Below are 16076 nucleotides of genomic sequence, written 5' to 3'. Positions count from 1 at the left end.
TTAATTGAATGGCTAAAAGCCAGAAGTATATATTTTTTTATCGTGGTATCTTTATTCCTCGAATACTTAATTATTCTTCTACTGATAAACTGTGAATGGAATTCATAATCAAGGAGAGAACTATGACTAATGATATAACACTGTACACACACCCACAGTCTCGCGGTGGCATTATACGCTGGATGTTGGAAGAACTTGAGGTACCCTACGAGGTAATAGTACTTCAATATGGGGAAGCAATGAAAACCCCAGAATACTTATCGTTAAATCCAATGGGTAAGGTACCTACACTAGTTCATAACCAGCGAGTAATAACCGAAGCAGCCGCAATCTGTATTTATCTTGCTGAAGTATTTTCTGACGCTGGTTTAGCCCCTCAAAATGATATTGAACGAGCAAAGTATTACCGTTGGATGTTCTTCTCTGCTGGGCCTGTAGAGTCTGCGGTTGTAAATAAGTATATCTTCGGGGAGCAGGCCGGAATTGATAAGCAGCAAATGTTAGGTTATGGTAATTATCAATTGGCATTAGATACTTTATCGGGGGCGGTTACTTCCAGTCCCTATATTACAGGGGAACGTTTTACTGCTGCAGATGTATATATAGGCTCGCAGCTTTGGTGGGGGTTAAAATTTGGTACCATAGAGAAGCGTGAAGAGTATCAGAAATATGTTGAACGCCTGTCGGAACGAAAGGCATTCAAAAAGGCTCAATTGCTGGATAATGCATTAAATATAGAAATGAGTGAAACCTAAAATTTTCATCTTAATATTAGTTATTAAGAGTAGCCAGCATGTGGTACCTGCTGGCTATGATATCTTTATAGAATTGAATAAATCTAAGTGAGATTTAAATGTTAGTTTTTTGCATTTATGGTATGTTCATATTTTTCAAGTGAAAATGAAAGGTTTTCTACCGAAACATAAGTTAATAGGTAATCCCAGGATGCTCTGTGTTTAGAACAACCTAAATACGAAAAAAACTGTATAAGTATTATTCTAGCTAAATTAACTGTTTTTATAAAATTCCTGCCTTTATTTGCCGTACTGTTCTATTGAAGCGAAAACGATCATTCCTATCTACAGAAGTATTTTCATCCATTATGTGTTCGTACTCTTTCTCAATATCTTTCAAATAATCAAGAGCATCGTCCTTCCTTCCTTTCATTGCTATTAAATAAGAACGAGATAAACTCATGCGTAGTTTATATGAGTCAGATAGATGTTCATTGGGGTGCATATCGTGTAATTTCAGACACTCATCTAGTGTTGCCTCTATAAATGGATCATATTCCGCGACTTCCTTCGGAATAGACTTCTTACATTTGTATATAGAACTAGAAAATACTTGTCCATACCATTCGAAATATTTATCAAGATATCCCATGGTAACTTTAATCCAGGGAAGTCGATCAAAGAAAAAATCTTGATTAATAAAGAAAGATTTATTTTCAATTAGCTTTGGCATGAACTGCTTTGACACATGTTTGTTAAGCTCCTTTGTTTTACATACATCAATAAAACAAATCTCAATAGGATCTTCTGACCAACTAAACTCATTGAAATCACCTATATTAAGATCAACTAAGGAGCTATATGGGGAGACGCTTTCCTCCAAGATGGGAACGAATGAATCACCAAACTGATAGGTAAGGGAACCACATTCCCACACCCGGTCTGTACCATTTGCAGGTTTAGGTAAAAAGCCAAGCTCATAACTGCTAATGGGCTTCCTATTTAAGATATTTGTATGCTTCTTAGAGTCAATCTCGGGATTATTTAGAAACCCTTGTGCTAATGAAACAACAGACGCTCCCATAAAGCTGCCAGCATCAATAATGAATCCATGTTTTTTATAATTTTTTGATGCTAAAGAATAGAGTAGTTTTCTTTCTGCTACAGAAACCATACCTGGTATGTCGAATACTGACTGCGGAACTTGTGCTTCGGAAAATGATATCTCAGGATGTACATAGCACCCTCTTGAAACTTCAGCATTTTCAATGGTGTACATTGTGTTACTCCAACAGATAAGTAGTAGTTGTCTATTTTGCGTAAGCTACACAGAAAACAACATTTGTTTTTAGCTCATCAAGCGTAATGTCAGGTATTGTTTCTCTAACCTTAGTTTCAATCTGTGGAGTTAACCGTTTTAGGACTGATTCTGGTGAGGGCTGTAGTTCCCAGGTTTCGATATTGAAATATTTACGTGTTAAAGCTCGTATTTCATCGATCCGAATTCGATTTAGGTGTGTATATAAGTAGTGATCGTGAGGCAGCTCTCGAACGATATTAATATGATTCCAATCGCAAAACTTGAGATGATCCGGATTGCTCTCATCAAGGAGTGATGGGTTGTGAGGTGGCATATGATGTCCACTCCAGCCATAAAAGTTATGGTGGAGAAAAACCACCTTACCGCCTTTGGCTAGTAAACTAGCAATATCCTCAAACACACCTTCAATTTCAAGAAGGTGCTCTGTTACATTGTGAAGGCATATCGTATCGAAAGTTTTGGAACCCACCAGATCGCGAGTAGAGCATTGACGTAAGTCGATATCAGGAATTAAATCAATAATGTCCTGCCCAGACATTGGTGCATTTACCCACTTCCTAATGCGTTTATTTCTTACTCTCCTGGAGTCAAGAGACATAGCTGGGTCTACACCGGTGTAACTATTGGCACCGGCACAAAGGTACCCCATCGCATAACCACCAAAACCACAACCAACATCTAGTACATTGCACCCTCGTACATATTTGTGCAATTTCCTTGGCCAGGTGCAGTAGCCAAGTTCAACGGCACTACTGATAAGATCTGAATCAAAATTTTTGAGGGCGTGGCGCACATTTGTACAGTTATGGAAAAAAGCAATCTTTGCTTGCAACTCGTGATTGTCCCAATCTTCCAGCGGTTCAATTTTTTTAAGCTGTTTTGCAGCTTTTGATCTGGAAAGTTTGGAGAAAGCAGGGTGAGATTTAGATGTATCAAGAGTTTCAATTGCTTCCCTAGCGCTGTTTTCAATACGAATAAGCTTTGTTTGTTCGAGTACCTTAAGGGCTCGCTTATGCTCGGGATTGCATTTTAGTGCAATCTTTATATCTTTTTCTGCCTGATCAATGTCACCCTTGGCAATATTTAGCATAGCGGATATTGTTCGCATACCGACATGGTGTGGATGTCTGGAAATAAATGTCAAAACATACTTATCACAATTTAAAATCGATCCTTTTTTCGATTCTGCATAGCATAAGAAATAGGTTGCCGGATGGAATGGATTCAGGTCGGCAATTGGTCGTAAAAGCTCTCTTGCCAAATCTATCTCACCAGACAAAGCTGCTTGCTTGCCTTGTTCGAAATTATCTAACTGATTGATTTCTAAAGTAGACATTTAATTTTCCAAGTAATAGTAACCAAGTAGTTTTGGCGTGGATATTAACTTGCATGCTGCAATTGAGTGCAGTTGCGCATGGTTTAAATCAAATATGGTGCAATTATATTTTATTAATAGAGAGCTATACCAAAATAATGCACTGAATATACTTATACTAATAAACATGAAATATTCATGTGTCAAAGAATAAATTTATTTTTTCTGGAAAAAGTAATCAAGCCTTGACCCAAAAAAGTTGGCGCGGATGCTAACTCGTATAACCGGTAATCCATAGTAGCGTGTGTTATAAATTGGATTTCGTAAGATGGCATGTTTCAAGTGTGCATCAGAAAATAATTATTTTTTCGCAATAAATGGATCGACTAGTAAATATAGCTAGTTACAATATCATGGAGGTGGGTCTTTGAAACTAATAATAGTTGGAGGCGATGGCTTTTGTGGGTGGCCAACCTCTTTACACCTTAGCAATCTTGGTCATGATGTTATTATTCTTGATAACTTTTCTAGAAGAAGAATTGATAAAGAGCTTAATGTTCAGTCTTTGACCCCTATATGTGAGCTGGAAGAGCGGACGGCTGCTTGGTTTGATTTGACCAGGAAAAATATTCGTTTTGTTGAAATGGATGTCTCGAAGGAATATCCAGAGCTTCTAAATTTCATAAAAGAGGAAAAACCGGACAGTATTATTCACTTTGGTGAGCAGCGTGCCGCACCCTATTCAATGAAGAGTAGTGAAACCAAGAACTATACGGTATCGAACAACATTTGTGGAACGCATAATATTCTAAATGCAATCGTAGAATCGCAACTTGATATTCACCTTATACATTTAGGTACAATGGGCGTTTATGGCTATGGTCATGAGGAGCCTATTCCTATACCTGAGGGCTATCTAGAAGTAAAAATTGATACGATGGATGGAAGAGAAATTTCTGATTCTATCGTATATCCGCCAAACCCGGGCTCCATCTATCATATGACCAAAACCATGGATGCCCAAATGTTCCAGTACTATGCGAAGAACGATAAGCTTCGAATTACTGACTTGCATCAGGGGATTGTATGGGGTACACAAACCGAGCTATCGAGCCTGGATGAGAGACTTATAAATCGTTTCGATTACGATGGTGATTATGGCACTGTATTAAACAGATTCTTAATGCAAGCCACAGTAGGCTTTCCTCTCACTGTACATGGAACTGGAGGCCAGACGCGGGCATTTATTCATATTTCAGATACCTGTAAGTGCGTGGAACAAGCGCTACTACACCCACCTTCCGAGGGGGATCGGCCAATGATATTGAATCAAATGGCAGAGACTCAGACGCTTTCTGATTTGGCAAAATTGGTTCAATCACTTACTAACTGTGAAATTAGTTATCTTCCAAATCCAAGACGAGAAGCGGAAAGAAATGATTTAAATGTACGCAATGACCTTTTACGTTCTTTTGGATGGAGGCCTACGCTTATAAAGGATAGTCTTCTGAATGAAATTACTGAGATAACAGAGCGTTATCGAAATCGAGCAGACTACTCCAAAATTCCCTGTATATCCTATTGGACGCGAAGTAATGAGCTTGCAGATGTTTCCTATCAAGAAAAAATTGGTGAAGTAGCTGAACCCATTTCTTAGTCTTTCCAGGTGGCTAAAGTTATGCCTAAGCGCATCCTTATTACTGGTGGTTGCGGTTTCATTGGCTCGAATTTGATCAAAATCCTGAGTGAGAAGGGTTTATATGATGAAATTCTGGTCTTGGATAACGAGGTTACCGGGAGTATTACTTCATTATCCCGGTATCCCCATCATTTTATTCGGGGAGATATAAGAGACCAAAAAACCGTAGACGAAGCAGTAGCAGGTGTTGATGCCATCGTCCATTTAGCAGCTGACACGGGAGTTGTCGATTCAATAAAAAATCCTGCCCATAATTTTGAGGTAAATGTTCAAGGAACCGTAAATATTCTGGAAGCTATGCGCAGAAAGGGTGTTAAGTGTCTTGTTAATGCCTCAACCGGCGGTGCTATTATCGGAGACGTTGTACCACCAGTACATGAGTTAATGCCCATAAACCCGTCGTCAGCATATGGTGCATCTAAGGCCGCGGCGGAGGCCTACTGCTCCGCATATACTCAAAGTTATGGGCTTACTATTACGTCTCTAAGATTTTCGAATGTCTATGGCCCACTTTCTTTACATAAAGGTAGCGTTATAGCCGCTTTTATGAAGAAAATTTTAAAAAGAGAGCCTTGCGAAATTTATGGTGATGGTAGTCAAACACGAGATTTTATCTTTGTCGGTGATTTATGTCAGGGCATTATAAAGGCATTAGAAGTAAGGCAAAGTGGAGTTTTTCAGCTCGGTAGTGGAAGGCCAACTTCTGTGAACGAAATTATCTCTTTGCTAAAACAGATTACTGGTGAAAATGATAAATTAAAATTAGTTTACCATGGATTCAGAGTTGGAGAAGTTCGTCACAATTTTACTGATATTTCCAAAGCAAAGCAGCATCTAGGATTTTTACCAGGCACAGAACTTGTAAGTGGTATCAAAGAAACCTGGAACTATTTTATCGATAATGAAAATACGGTAGTAGGTAGACTTAATCAGAGGGTTCTAGAGAATGCAGATTGATAAATTTGCAGTCGAAGAATTTCCTGATCTCAACGCCTATGCCGGCATTGAATCGGATAATAAACTTCGTGTCTGTATTGCAACAGAAGAAATTTTAGGGCCAGTAAGGAATGGGGGTATCGCTTCAACTTATTACCATTTAGCAAAGGGCTTGGCCGCTCATGGCCATGAAGTACATGTGCTCTATTTAAAAGGGGAAAAAGTTGAAAACGAAACGCCTGAACATTGGATAGAGCATTTTTCCAGCTTTGGGGTATCTCTTCACTACTTGGCTCACGCAGAAGAGACGATCATAGGTCCCTCACAAAATTGGCAGAGACGATATAGTGCGGCTTACCGGTGGTTGGCAGAACAAGATCGGTTTCATGTTGTTCATACCTCAGAGTGGCGTGGAGGATTGATCTATGCACTTATGGCGAAGAAATTGGGGCTGGCGTTTCAGGAAACTTTATTTATTGTTAAAACCTCTTCCCCGCATCTTTGGAATCGCCACTATCAGATGCAGCCTATCTCAAAGAGGGAGCTTCTACCGGCAAGTTTTGCCGAACAGAAATGTGTTGAGTTCGCTGATATGGTCATTGGCGGTAGTGCTCACTTACTTTGTTTTATGCGTTATGTTGGTTATAAACTTCCATATGCTTCCTATGTACAACCAAATATCTTAGATTTTTCCGAAGTACATGTAGATGATCTACGCCCTGATAGAAAGCCTGGTGACCTTGTTAAAACCCAGGAACTAACTTTCTTTGGTCGGCTAGAGATGCGAAAAGGTATTGAACTTTTCTGCAATGCACTTGACCTTCTGGAACGTGCTGGGAATCCACCAGCCAAGGTGAATTTTCTTGGTAAGTATGGTGAGGCACTCCCCAATCAGAAAAATGAGAAGGTTTCAGATTATATCGAACGAAAAGCTTTGTCATGGAGCTTTGAAGTTAATTGTATAACAGATTGTAATCAACCGGAGGCTCTGTCTTTTTTATGTTCTAGAGATATGATAGCTATTATGCCTTCGCTAATTGAAAATTCCACCATGGCTGTATATGAGGCTTTAGAAAATAATATTCCCTTTATAGCCACTCGTGTTGGTGGCACACCTGAACTTATAAATGTAGAAGACCATGATACTTGTCTTATCGCTCCATACGCCCATGAACTCGCTGAGAGATTAAGTAAAGTTCTTGAAAATGGACATAGAGTGGCTCATAGCAGTTTTGACAATAAAAAAAATCTAGATGTGTGGTATGGATTCCATGCTTATCTTGCTGATTTGTTTGCTGAGTATCAAGGTGGTGATGCCATTTGCAAAGCTATAAATATTAAACCCGAGGAACCAGAGATCATTAATGAGGCCGTGACACCACGTTTAGAAGTATTGGTCTTGTTGCGTGAAGCGAGTAATACGATAGAATTTGCGGAATCTTTGATAAGTGATAAACCTGACTCTGTCAAATTTATAATAATTGACCCGGCCTTGGAGGAAATTGCAATACAGGCCTGTGATTTACTCCAAGAATCGGGAATAGACTCAAAAGTTATTGATTTTATCGGCTTTCCTGCGGGCATTGCGTTTGATTGCAGCTTAAAGGAGAGCAACTCCGATGCTTGTATATTATGTGATGGTACAGCGTCAAGATTTGTTTTAGGATTTTGTACAGCATTACGCAAGACTCTCTTGCTAGGACAGAATTATCTTATTACAAGTTTCCTTTCTCTCCCTGACAACAAAATTGTAATGCCAATTGGAAGTGATATTGTTTCAGAAATATCATTTGGAAACTCTATCGGAACGAATGTTGTCTGCATTCCTAAAGCTGTATCTGTCAAGATTGGAGATTTACTACCATATGATATTCGTTATGGTTTGTTGCAAGAGTATATTTTAAGGGCAAGTAAGGATTACGGACTGGAGTTAATGGTAATTCCTGAATGCTATTTAGAGAGTGAATGTTACTTAGAGGAGCTTGAAGATTCTCAGCATAATGCCAATTCAATATATCTTCGCTCAATGCCTTTGATAGAAAACGAAAACATAGCTTACCGGAAGCTTGCCCTTCTTCCTGGATCACAAGTAGTTGGATCGAGACTGAAACCAGCACTTTATCGAGATAAACAACGACATGAGGAAGAAGCTGTATGGCTTGTGCACGCCGATAGACCTAGAAAGATGAAAAATCGGAATCCAAGAGTTGTCGTTGGCTTAGATGAAAGGAATTCTCATCTGCTTTGTGTTGCAAATGGTATAGGAAAAAGACAGCTAATAGTAAATGGAGAGAGCCAGTCGATTTCTTTTGAAAAAAAAGAAGATGATCTGACTTTACATAGGTTTCCTATACCTGATAGCTGGGAGGAAGGGGAACGTTTTAATATTAAATTCATTTTAGAAGAAAATGAAATGAGTTATACCCGCTTTATTCGGGTTATTAAGTTATCAAAAAATGTTTTTGCAGCAATTTCGGGGAGCCCTATTTTAAATGAACTGGCTGTTGAAGAACTATTTAATCAAAAGTTAAGCTGGAGCCTTTTCTCTAAAAATGAACAATCTAATTTTGATGAGTTAAATTCTGATGAAATGCACCAATATAGTTCAGAAAATGGTGAATTTAATCACTTGGAAGGAACTGAAGTCAGTGAAGTGAATAGTGATAAGCACTCTATAGAAGTATCTGATTCTGAACATGATTTTGCCAAAATTATTTATGATCAAAATAAAGCGGAAGAGCATGGGGTTAAATCAAGGTTCAGCTTCCAGATGTTAATACAAAAGTCTGGTACAACTCTACAACGTTTAATGAAGGGGTATACAGGCTCTCCAATCAAGGGATCAATTCCACCCCGTGAACTTTTTGCAATTGATCCTCGTTCTATAGAGGGTTGGGCTTGGGACAGAAGCAACATAACACGTAATCTAGTTGTTGTTTTGGAACTTAATGGAACTGTGATCGCAGAGGCTACTGCTAACCGTTATATTGAGCGATTTGGTACGAGGAACCCAAAGCTGGCTTGGTATGGTTTTAGGTTTGCATTAACCCCTGATATTAAGCAAGAAAACTCTGAAATTACGATACGTGTAAAGGAAAATGGGTTAATTTTGAGAAATGGGCGTCTACGTTACCTCAAGCAAATGTTAGTAGCGATGTAAGGCCGCCATATAATGAAAGAACTTCATCAGGATATCAAATTTGAAGATACCCTGAGGTTAAGGCGTATCTGCATAATAACAGAAGATATTTTTGGCCCAATAAAAAATGGAGGCATAGGAACCGCTTATTATCATCTGGCCGTTTTTTTACAGCGTTCTGGGCATAAAGTTACTATTTGCTTTGTAAATGGCTTAGCAAAAAATCCTATCAAGATGCAAAGAACCAAGAGTTTTTTTGAAAAATATAATATTGATTTTTTTAGTATCGCCCCGCAAATTCTTGCAAAAACTGCAATGGCTCGAACTATGGCAATGCCATATGCAGCTTATGAATGGCTTAGGCAACACGAAAATTGTTTTGATGTTGTCCATGTTTCAGAGTGGCGAGGCATGGCATATATCGCTCTACTGGCTAAGAAACTTGGTATTGCATTTCAGAATATTCATTTTGCTGTAAAGGGATCCTCTCCTACGCTATGGTCTGCTGAGGGAAATCAACAGTTCCTTAAGGAGGAACGGCAGCTCGGGTGGGTTTTTATGGAGCGTAAAAGTGCTGAAATGGCGGATACGCTTATTTGTGGCAGCAACCACCTTTTTCAATGGATGGTAAGAAATAAATATAATCTTCCTGAACGAAGCTTTTATTGGCCGAATGTCTTTATCGATGACCTGATGCCAGATAGAAAAAAAAATACCAGTAAAATTATATCGGTTACTCGAGAGTGGGTTTTCTTTGGGCGTTTAGAACCTCGGAAGGGAATTATATTATTTGTAAATGCTCTTAATACTCTTTCTGTAAAGGGAATAAAGCTGCCAAAAATAACTTTTTTAGGCGGACTTTCTCATCGCTTTGATGCTCGTAAATTTATTGAGGAAAATCAAGGTAACTGGAAAACTAAAATAGAATATAGAAGTAATTTTAACTCGCTGGAAGCTGTAGAATACCTGAGTGGAGATGGACGCCTAGCTATTATCCCTGCTTTGTTGGAGAACTCGCCCATTGCAGTATACGAATGTCTTGCTGCTCGGATACCATTTATTGCGGCGGACACCGGTGGCACATCCGAGTTACTAGATAAAAAGAGTGTTGAAAAAATACTTTTTAAACCCAACCATATTTCCCTTGCAAGTAAACTGGCAGTTCATATAAAGGAGCTTCCTTGTCCAGGTATAAAGCATGAAAGGTTGAGAAAATCTATTAAAGTCTGGGAACAGTGGCATGGCCAAGAGCACCTAGTTTCAATTAAAAAGACTAAATCTATCGCTGTTTTACCTCTTATTTCAATATGCGTAACTCACTACGAGAGACCAGAGCTTCTTGATCAGGCCTTAAATAGTATAGATAGACAGAGTTATAAAAATTTTGAAGTAATTATTGTCGATGACGGTAGTGTTTCTGATAATACATTGAAAGCTCTCAAGATTTATGAAGACCGCTATAAAGATAGGGGTTGGCAATTTATTTATCAGGAAAACAGATATGTAGGTGCTGCGCGGAATACTGCAGCAAGGAATGCCTCTGGTGACTATCTTCTGTTTTTTGATGATGATAATGTCATGATGCAAGATATGGTAGACAAGTTAGTCCGTGCGGCAATCTTTTCAGGTATTGATTGCTTAACTTGTAGTTCTATTAGATTTAGTGGTGTAGGAGAACCAAATACAGCTGAGAGTAAACTCGGAACCCAGATTCGTTTTATGGGGCCAGCTAAAGCTTGGGCGACTAAGGTGAATATTGTTGGGGATGCAACTTGCTTAATAAAAACTTCCCTTTTCAAAAAATATGGAGGTTATACAGAGAGATATAGAACCGGGAAAGATGATATTGAGTTTTATAGCAAGCTAATTTTTGAAAAAGTAAAGATATCTTACTACCCAGACCCATTATATTACTATCGAACCAGTAAAAATTCTATGAAAGAGAGGAACCATTTCCAAGAGGAGGGGGAATTCCGTCAAATTAGCCCTTATTTAAAAGGATTGGATTCTGAGGACAAAAGTCTTCTATTGTTTAGAAAACAGCAGAAAGAAAACAATAAAGCTAAAGCTGCGAAGTATAAGCCGGGTATTATACAGAAAACGATGCGAAGATTGCGTAAATTCGTCAGGGTGAAAGTTTGAAGTCCATTAAGCTTATCGAAGCAGCAAAAGACACTACTTTCCCACTCATTTGTGTTTTCCGAGACGAGTTAGATATCTTACCCGTATTTCTTCATCATTATCGTTCTTTAGGCGTTACATGTTTTCACTTGGTGGATACTGGTAGCACTGATAATTCCATTGATTATTTATTGAAACAGAAAGATGTTCAACTTTATACGGTTGATGGAGGTTACCCTCAGGCTAATGCAGGGGTTGATTGGGTTAATAAAATCGCCAAGGAATATTGTTTGGGAAAGTGGACCCTTGTAGTTGATGCCGATGAGTTTCTTCAGTTACCTGCAAAAAGCAATCAAGTTTCATTGGATCAGACCACCCGCTGTATGCAAAAGGAGTTGGCTTTTGCCCTATATACACCACTGATCGATTTTTTTAGTGATAATTTACAGGGAGATCCTACTAATGCAGAAACCCTTGCTGAGTTGATGGCTATAGCTCCTAATTGTGTTCCATATAAAAGTTATATAAAGAAGCGTATACAGGCTTTCCCTTTCTTTGAGATTCGCTCTAGAGCCAGAGCACAGATATCAGGCATTTCCAACTATTTTGTAAAATCCTATAAAATACCCCTTGTGTATTGGCGACCAGATTTTCAATATATACGTTCAACACATGCGTGTACTCCGATACCCTTAAGTGATAACTGTGCATATCTTTTCCATTTTAAGTTTCGAGCTGGCTTCAAGAAAAGGCTGGAAAGAGAGTTGAAAAATCCGGATCGGATGAATGCAGATGTGTATTATATTTCAAAATCTATAATAAAAAATCAGGAATCTATTCCTAAGTACACATTGGATTTACGTACGATGAACGGGTTCCAGGGAAGTGACTGGCTGTCACCGCCGGATTTTAATAATGATTGGCAGATTGAGAATCAGTCCAAAGCTCATTACTTCGAATTAATGACAAACCAAAAGATCCCATCTGAAAGCTATCTCGCTGATAACCTGACCCGCTTGACAAAATCATTTAGTTGGCGAATCAGTAAACCTGTAAGAGGGTTTTTGTTTAATCGTGGGGTGTTACGACATGACCACTATCCCGAACGGCTTGAGCGGGATCACCCTTTGGCAGATCAGACCATTGCCATCTACGAGTCATTCTGGTGGTTAGTCACGGGAATCTTTCGGCTTCCTGTAGCAATGTACCGTGCCATTCTCTGGCACAAGTTGGGAGGGCGCAGGCGATCTAAATAATATAATTTCAAGCCAAATAAAAAGGCCGGGGATGTTTCCCGGCCTTTTGTTAACACCTCAGTATATGGTTGAGATCAGTGCACCCAATGGTGGCGCTCCATTTTTTCTTCTACCGCTTTCGCAGTAGGAGCAGGCATCGCACTGATAGGCAGGCGTTCGTGGAAGAATGCCAAGCGTTCGCCAGCACCGACTTCGTTCATGGTTTCCGCTTCGAACACACGGCCATTAATTACCGTATAGGTAATGTTTTCGGACAGGCGTAGATTGTCCAATGGATTGCCATCAATCACGATCAGGTCAGCTAGCTTTCCTGCTTCGATACTACCGATATCGCTATCCATACCCAGGTAGCGAGCGCCGTCGATGGTACCGGCGCGGAAGGCTTCCCAGGGGGTAAAACCGCCCTGCTCCATCATCCACATCTCCCAGTGCGCCCCCAGTCCTTCGCGCTGGCCGTGGGCGCCGATATGTACGGTGACACCTTCATCGCGCAGCTGCTTGGCCTGGCGGGCCACATTAAAGTGGTTGTAGTGGGCATCTGGCGCAGTGGGGCGACGGATAGAACGAGGGTTAACGATAAAGTCGGGGGTAAAGCGGGTCAGGCGCTCGTTTTTCCATACTTCGGTACGGTCATACCAATACTCCTCACCCCAGAGACCGCCGTAGGCCACGACGAAAGTCGGCGTATAACCCACCTGGGTTTGGCTCCACAGTTGTTCCACATCGCCGTAAACATTGGCGATTGGCAGTGAGTGCTCGATACCGGTATGCCCATCCACAATCATATTCATATTGTGTTGGTACTTACCGCCGCCCTCGGGCACCACCATAATGCCGGCTTCGCGAGCTGCCTTTAGCACCTGCTGGCGCTGGTCGCGGCGAGGCTGATTGTAGCTCTTCACCGAGATGGCGCCCATTTCTTTTAGGCGGTTCACATGGAACTGGGCATCTTCCAGAGAGTTGATTTTGGCTTTGTAGCCCGGGCCTTTGGCGCCGTAGAGGATGGTGCCGGTAGAGAAAATACGCGGCCCGGTAATCAGGCCGGCCTTTTGCATTTCTGCGGCGGAGAAGATCTCGCTGCTGTCATTGGAGGGGTCGTGAATGGTGGTCACGCCAAATGCCAGGCTGGAGAACAGATTCCAGTTCTGCTGCGGGATAATTTCTTCGCGCCCTTGGGCACCGTGGGCATGGGCGTCAATCAGTCCAGGCAATACGGTTTTGCCGGTAATATCAATGCGCTTCGCTTCAGCGGGGATTTCCACTTCTGCTGCCGGACCCACCGCGACAATGCGGTTGCCCCGGAACAGAACCACGCCATCCTCGATAATTTCACGGGTGTTCTCCGCATCGCGCATAGTGACGACTTTGCCGCCGGTCAGGGCAACAAGACCTGCGCGATTGTCGAAGGGTTGCTCAAAGCTCAAGTCAATACCTTCGGAGACCGGTTCTGGCAGCTCCTCAGGGGCACCGGCGACAAACTCGAAGGCATCCTTAAGTTCGCGTTCGAACAACTTAGGTCCGTGAGCCCAGCCCAAGGTTTCGCTATCGGCGGACCAGTGCAGGTTTTCACCGGCGCGCTTGGATACCTGGGTGACTTTAACCGCTTTGCTGTCGGGGCCGATCACCTCGGACTTGCCGGTGTGCATAAAGGGAGCAACGAAGGCTCTGAAGTCCTGGGTGAAGGCGACCCACTTGCCGTCCGGGGACAGTCGGAAGGAGGTGATCTCCGCCCCGTGGAGGTGCTCGCGCTCATCTTTGCCTTCCAAGTTGGTGCTCTTCAACACACGCTTACCACCGTTGGCGCCAACGTATTCAGAGAAGTAAATACGGTCATCGGTGGCGCCGAAATGCGGCTCATAGCCAGACTTCACGACCCGTCGCTGCCAGTCACCATCGGCGTCTGCAAGATAGATACCCGGCTCTAATGAGTATTCGGGGCTCAGCAGGTAGCCGCCGGTAAAGCGACGATAAGCCACCGTATCACCGCTGGGGGAGAAAGTTGGCTCTACGTATAGACCGCGTTGTTCGGTGATGTTTTTGCCGCGACCGTTACGAGCGGAAACCACGCGTACATGGCCAAGTTTTTGGTCATCCCAGGTGATATAGGTAATCTCGCGGCCGTCGCGGGACCAGCTGGGGTAGAACTCAAAGTGATCATTTTGGCGAGTCAGGCGGCGGTGCTCACCGCTGTCGATATCCTGGATATAAATCTTGCCCAAGGCCTGGAAAGCGACCTGCTTGCCGTTGGGAGACTTTTGCGCCCAGCGAATCATCTTCACATCGAAGGTTTCAGGGGCCACTTCGACAGGGAAGCGTACCGCGTCGGCGACCTGCTTCTCTACCTTCACATGGGCTTCAATTGGCGCGACGCTGTCACCGTTTATTGAAATGCGCAGGAATTTACCGCCGGTCCATACGATCAGCGATTCGCCATCGGGCATCCAATCGTACTGCACATAGTTGCCGTGCGGGCCGAAGATTTCCTGCAGGTCGCGCTCAAGACCGGAATAAACCGGGGTTTCGAGGCCGGTGTTAAGGTCTTTCAGAAATAGGGAAGTCTGGTTGTCCTGGCGTCGGATAAAGGCCAGCTTGCTGCCGTCTGGAGAGGGTACAGGAGCTACTGCACCGCCGGGGCCGGAGATAAAGGTTTCCTCTTCACCGTCCTGCAGGTCGTAGCGCTTGATCGCAAAAATTTCCTTGGTGGAGTTCTTATTGTATTCCCATACGGTACCCGGTGTGGTGTCGATGGAGTAATAGACGTAGCGTCCATCTGGGGAGAAAGCCGGGTCGGCAATGTTTTTCTGGGCGATATCGCCACCAATGCGCTCTTTCAGTTGGCGGCCTTCACCTCCACCATAGTGGTACATCCAAATCTCACCGGCGGGGATACTGCGCCCGGACATAAATCCTTTGCGTGCCACCAGGTACTGGCCATCTGGACTCCAATTCGGCGAGTGCAGCAGGTTTTCCTTTTCAGTTGTGAGCTGACGTAGGTTTTCTCCATTGCGATCCATGAGCCAGATATTGTCGGCGCCGTCTCGGTCGCTGATAAGCACAATAGTCTTGCCATCTGGGCTGAAGCGAGGCTGCATATTCCAGGCGATTTCATTGGTCAAGGCTACAGCTTCACCACCTGCGACGGGTACTGTGTAGATATCGCCGAGCATATCGAAGAGGATGGTTTTGCCATCCGGGCTGATATCCAGGTTGCTCCAGGTAGTCTCGCGGGTATCCAGCTGGATTGGCTTAAATTCATAAGCCGGCTTGTTGATATCCCAGGATTGCTCTTCCACCTGCTCTTCTTGTGCTTTCTCTTCCTTTGCGCTTTCTGCTGTCGCCGCTAGTGGCAAAGCCAGTGCCAAGGCCGTCAGTGCCAATAGATGGCGCTTCGGTTTTATCTGCTTGATTGTATTCATGGACAATTTCCCCCCACCGCTTTGCAAGGCGATGGCTTTAACTGTTCTGTTGTAGTGGGCAAGTTATTGATTTTGCGGTTGGTAAATTACCGGGATCACTGCCCGGCGGCAAACGCAATGCGCCGAGCGCCAGGCTGCC

Annotated in this window: 9 protein-coding genes; 6 read left to right on the top strand and 3 right to left on the bottom strand. The window is 42.5% G+C overall.

Annotated elements, in window-relative coordinates; translation table 11 throughout:
* The first annotated feature begins 122 nt into the window (after nt 1-122).
* Complete coding sequence (locus tag ACJJI7_RS06700; RefSeq protein ID WP_444902428.1) at nt 123-755, top strand: glutathione S-transferase family protein; 633 nt, start codon at nt 123-125, stop codon at nt 753-755.
* A 262-nt stretch (nt 756-1017) separates the two neighbouring features.
* Here ACJJI7_RS06700 and ACJJI7_RS06695 read toward each other — a convergent pair whose 3' ends face one another.
* Complete coding sequence (locus ACJJI7_RS06695) at nt 1018-2013, bottom strand: hypothetical protein (RefSeq protein ID WP_282952049.1); 996 nt, start codon at nt 2011-2013, stop codon at nt 1018-1020.
* A gap of 31 nt (nt 2014-2044) precedes the next feature.
* The gene (locus ACJJI7_RS06690; RefSeq protein WP_282952050.1) at nt 2045-3391 is read right to left on the bottom strand and encodes a methyltransferase domain-containing protein; all 1347 of its coding nucleotides are present in this window, start codon (nt 3389-3391) and stop codon (nt 2045-2047) included.
* 406 nt (nt 3392-3797) lie between these two features.
* Here ACJJI7_RS06690 and ACJJI7_RS06685 point away from each other — a divergent pair, with 406 nt between their 5' ends.
* The 5 genes from ACJJI7_RS06685 to ACJJI7_RS06665 are packed head-to-tail and all read left to right on the top strand — an operon-like array spanning nt 3798 to nt 12521.
* Nucleotides 3798-5027 (top strand): NAD-dependent epimerase/dehydratase family protein, encoded by a 1230-nt coding sequence (locus ACJJI7_RS06685; protein WP_282952051.1) that lies wholly within the window; start codon nt 3798-3800, stop codon nt 5025-5027.
* Between the two features lie 21 nt (nt 5028-5048).
* Nucleotides 5049-6026 carry an SDR family NAD(P)-dependent oxidoreductase gene (locus ACJJI7_RS06680; protein WP_282952052.1) on the top strand — a complete coding sequence of 326 codons (978 nt, stop codon included), beginning with the start codon at nt 5049-5051 and terminating at the stop codon, nt 6024-6026.
* Nucleotides 6016-9165 carry a glycosyltransferase family 4 protein gene (locus ACJJI7_RS06675; RefSeq protein ID WP_444902429.1) on the top strand — a complete coding sequence of 1050 codons (3150 nt, stop codon included), beginning with the start codon at nt 6016-6018 and terminating at the stop codon, nt 9163-9165. Before ACJJI7_RS06680 ends, ACJJI7_RS06675 begins: the two co-directional genes overlap by 11 nt.
* A 12-nt stretch (nt 9166-9177) precedes the next feature.
* Nucleotides 9178-11286: a glycosyltransferase gene (locus ACJJI7_RS06670; RefSeq protein WP_444902430.1), complete on the top strand. Its 2109-nt coding sequence runs from the start codon at nt 9178-9180 to the stop codon at nt 11284-11286.
* Nucleotides 11283-12521 carry a glycosyltransferase family 2 protein gene (locus tag ACJJI7_RS06665; protein ID WP_211214935.1) on the top strand — a complete coding sequence of 413 codons (1239 nt, stop codon included), beginning with the start codon at nt 11283-11285 and terminating at the stop codon, nt 12519-12521. The genes ACJJI7_RS06670 and ACJJI7_RS06665 overlap by 4 nt, the downstream gene beginning before the upstream one ends.
* A gap of 74 nt (nt 12522-12595) precedes the next feature.
* Here the strand turns inward: ACJJI7_RS06665 and ACJJI7_RS06660 are convergent, their stop codons facing one another.
* Nucleotides 12596-15937, bottom strand: coding sequence for an amidohydrolase family protein (locus tag ACJJI7_RS06660; protein WP_282952057.1), 3342 nt, complete (start codon nt 15935-15937; stop codon nt 12596-12598).
* Between the last annotated feature and the right edge of the window lie 139 nt (nt 15938-16076).

The organism is Microbulbifer variabilis (assembly GCF_056232115.1).
Note: the sequence above shows the minus strand (reverse complement) of the source record. Positions and strands in the feature narration are given on the sequence as shown.

Coding starts and splice junctions, on each gene's coding strand:
- ACJJI7_RS06700 (WP_444902428.1), top strand. CDS start 123: ATGACTAATGATATAACACTGTACACACACCCACAGTCTCGCGGTGGC.
- ACJJI7_RS06695 (WP_282952049.1), bottom strand. CDS start 2,013: ATGTACACCATTGAAAATGCTGAAGTTTCAAGAGGGTGCTATGTACAT.
- ACJJI7_RS06690 (WP_282952050.1), bottom strand. CDS start 3,391: ATGTCTACTTTAGAAATCAATCAGTTAGATAATTTCGAACAAGGCAAG.
- ACJJI7_RS06680 (WP_282952052.1), top strand. CDS start 5,049: ATGCCTAAGCGCATCCTTATTACTGGTGGTTGCGGTTTCATTGGCTCG.
- ACJJI7_RS06675 (WP_444902429.1), top strand. CDS start 6,016: ATGCAGATTGATAAATTTGCAGTCGAAGAATTTCCTGATCTCAACGCC.
- ACJJI7_RS06670 (WP_444902430.1), top strand. CDS start 9,178: ATGAAAGAACTTCATCAGGATATCAAATTTGAAGATACCCTGAGGTTA.
- ACJJI7_RS06660 (WP_282952057.1), bottom strand. CDS start 15,937: ATGAATACAATCAAGCAGATAAAACCGAAGCGCCATCTATTGGCACTG.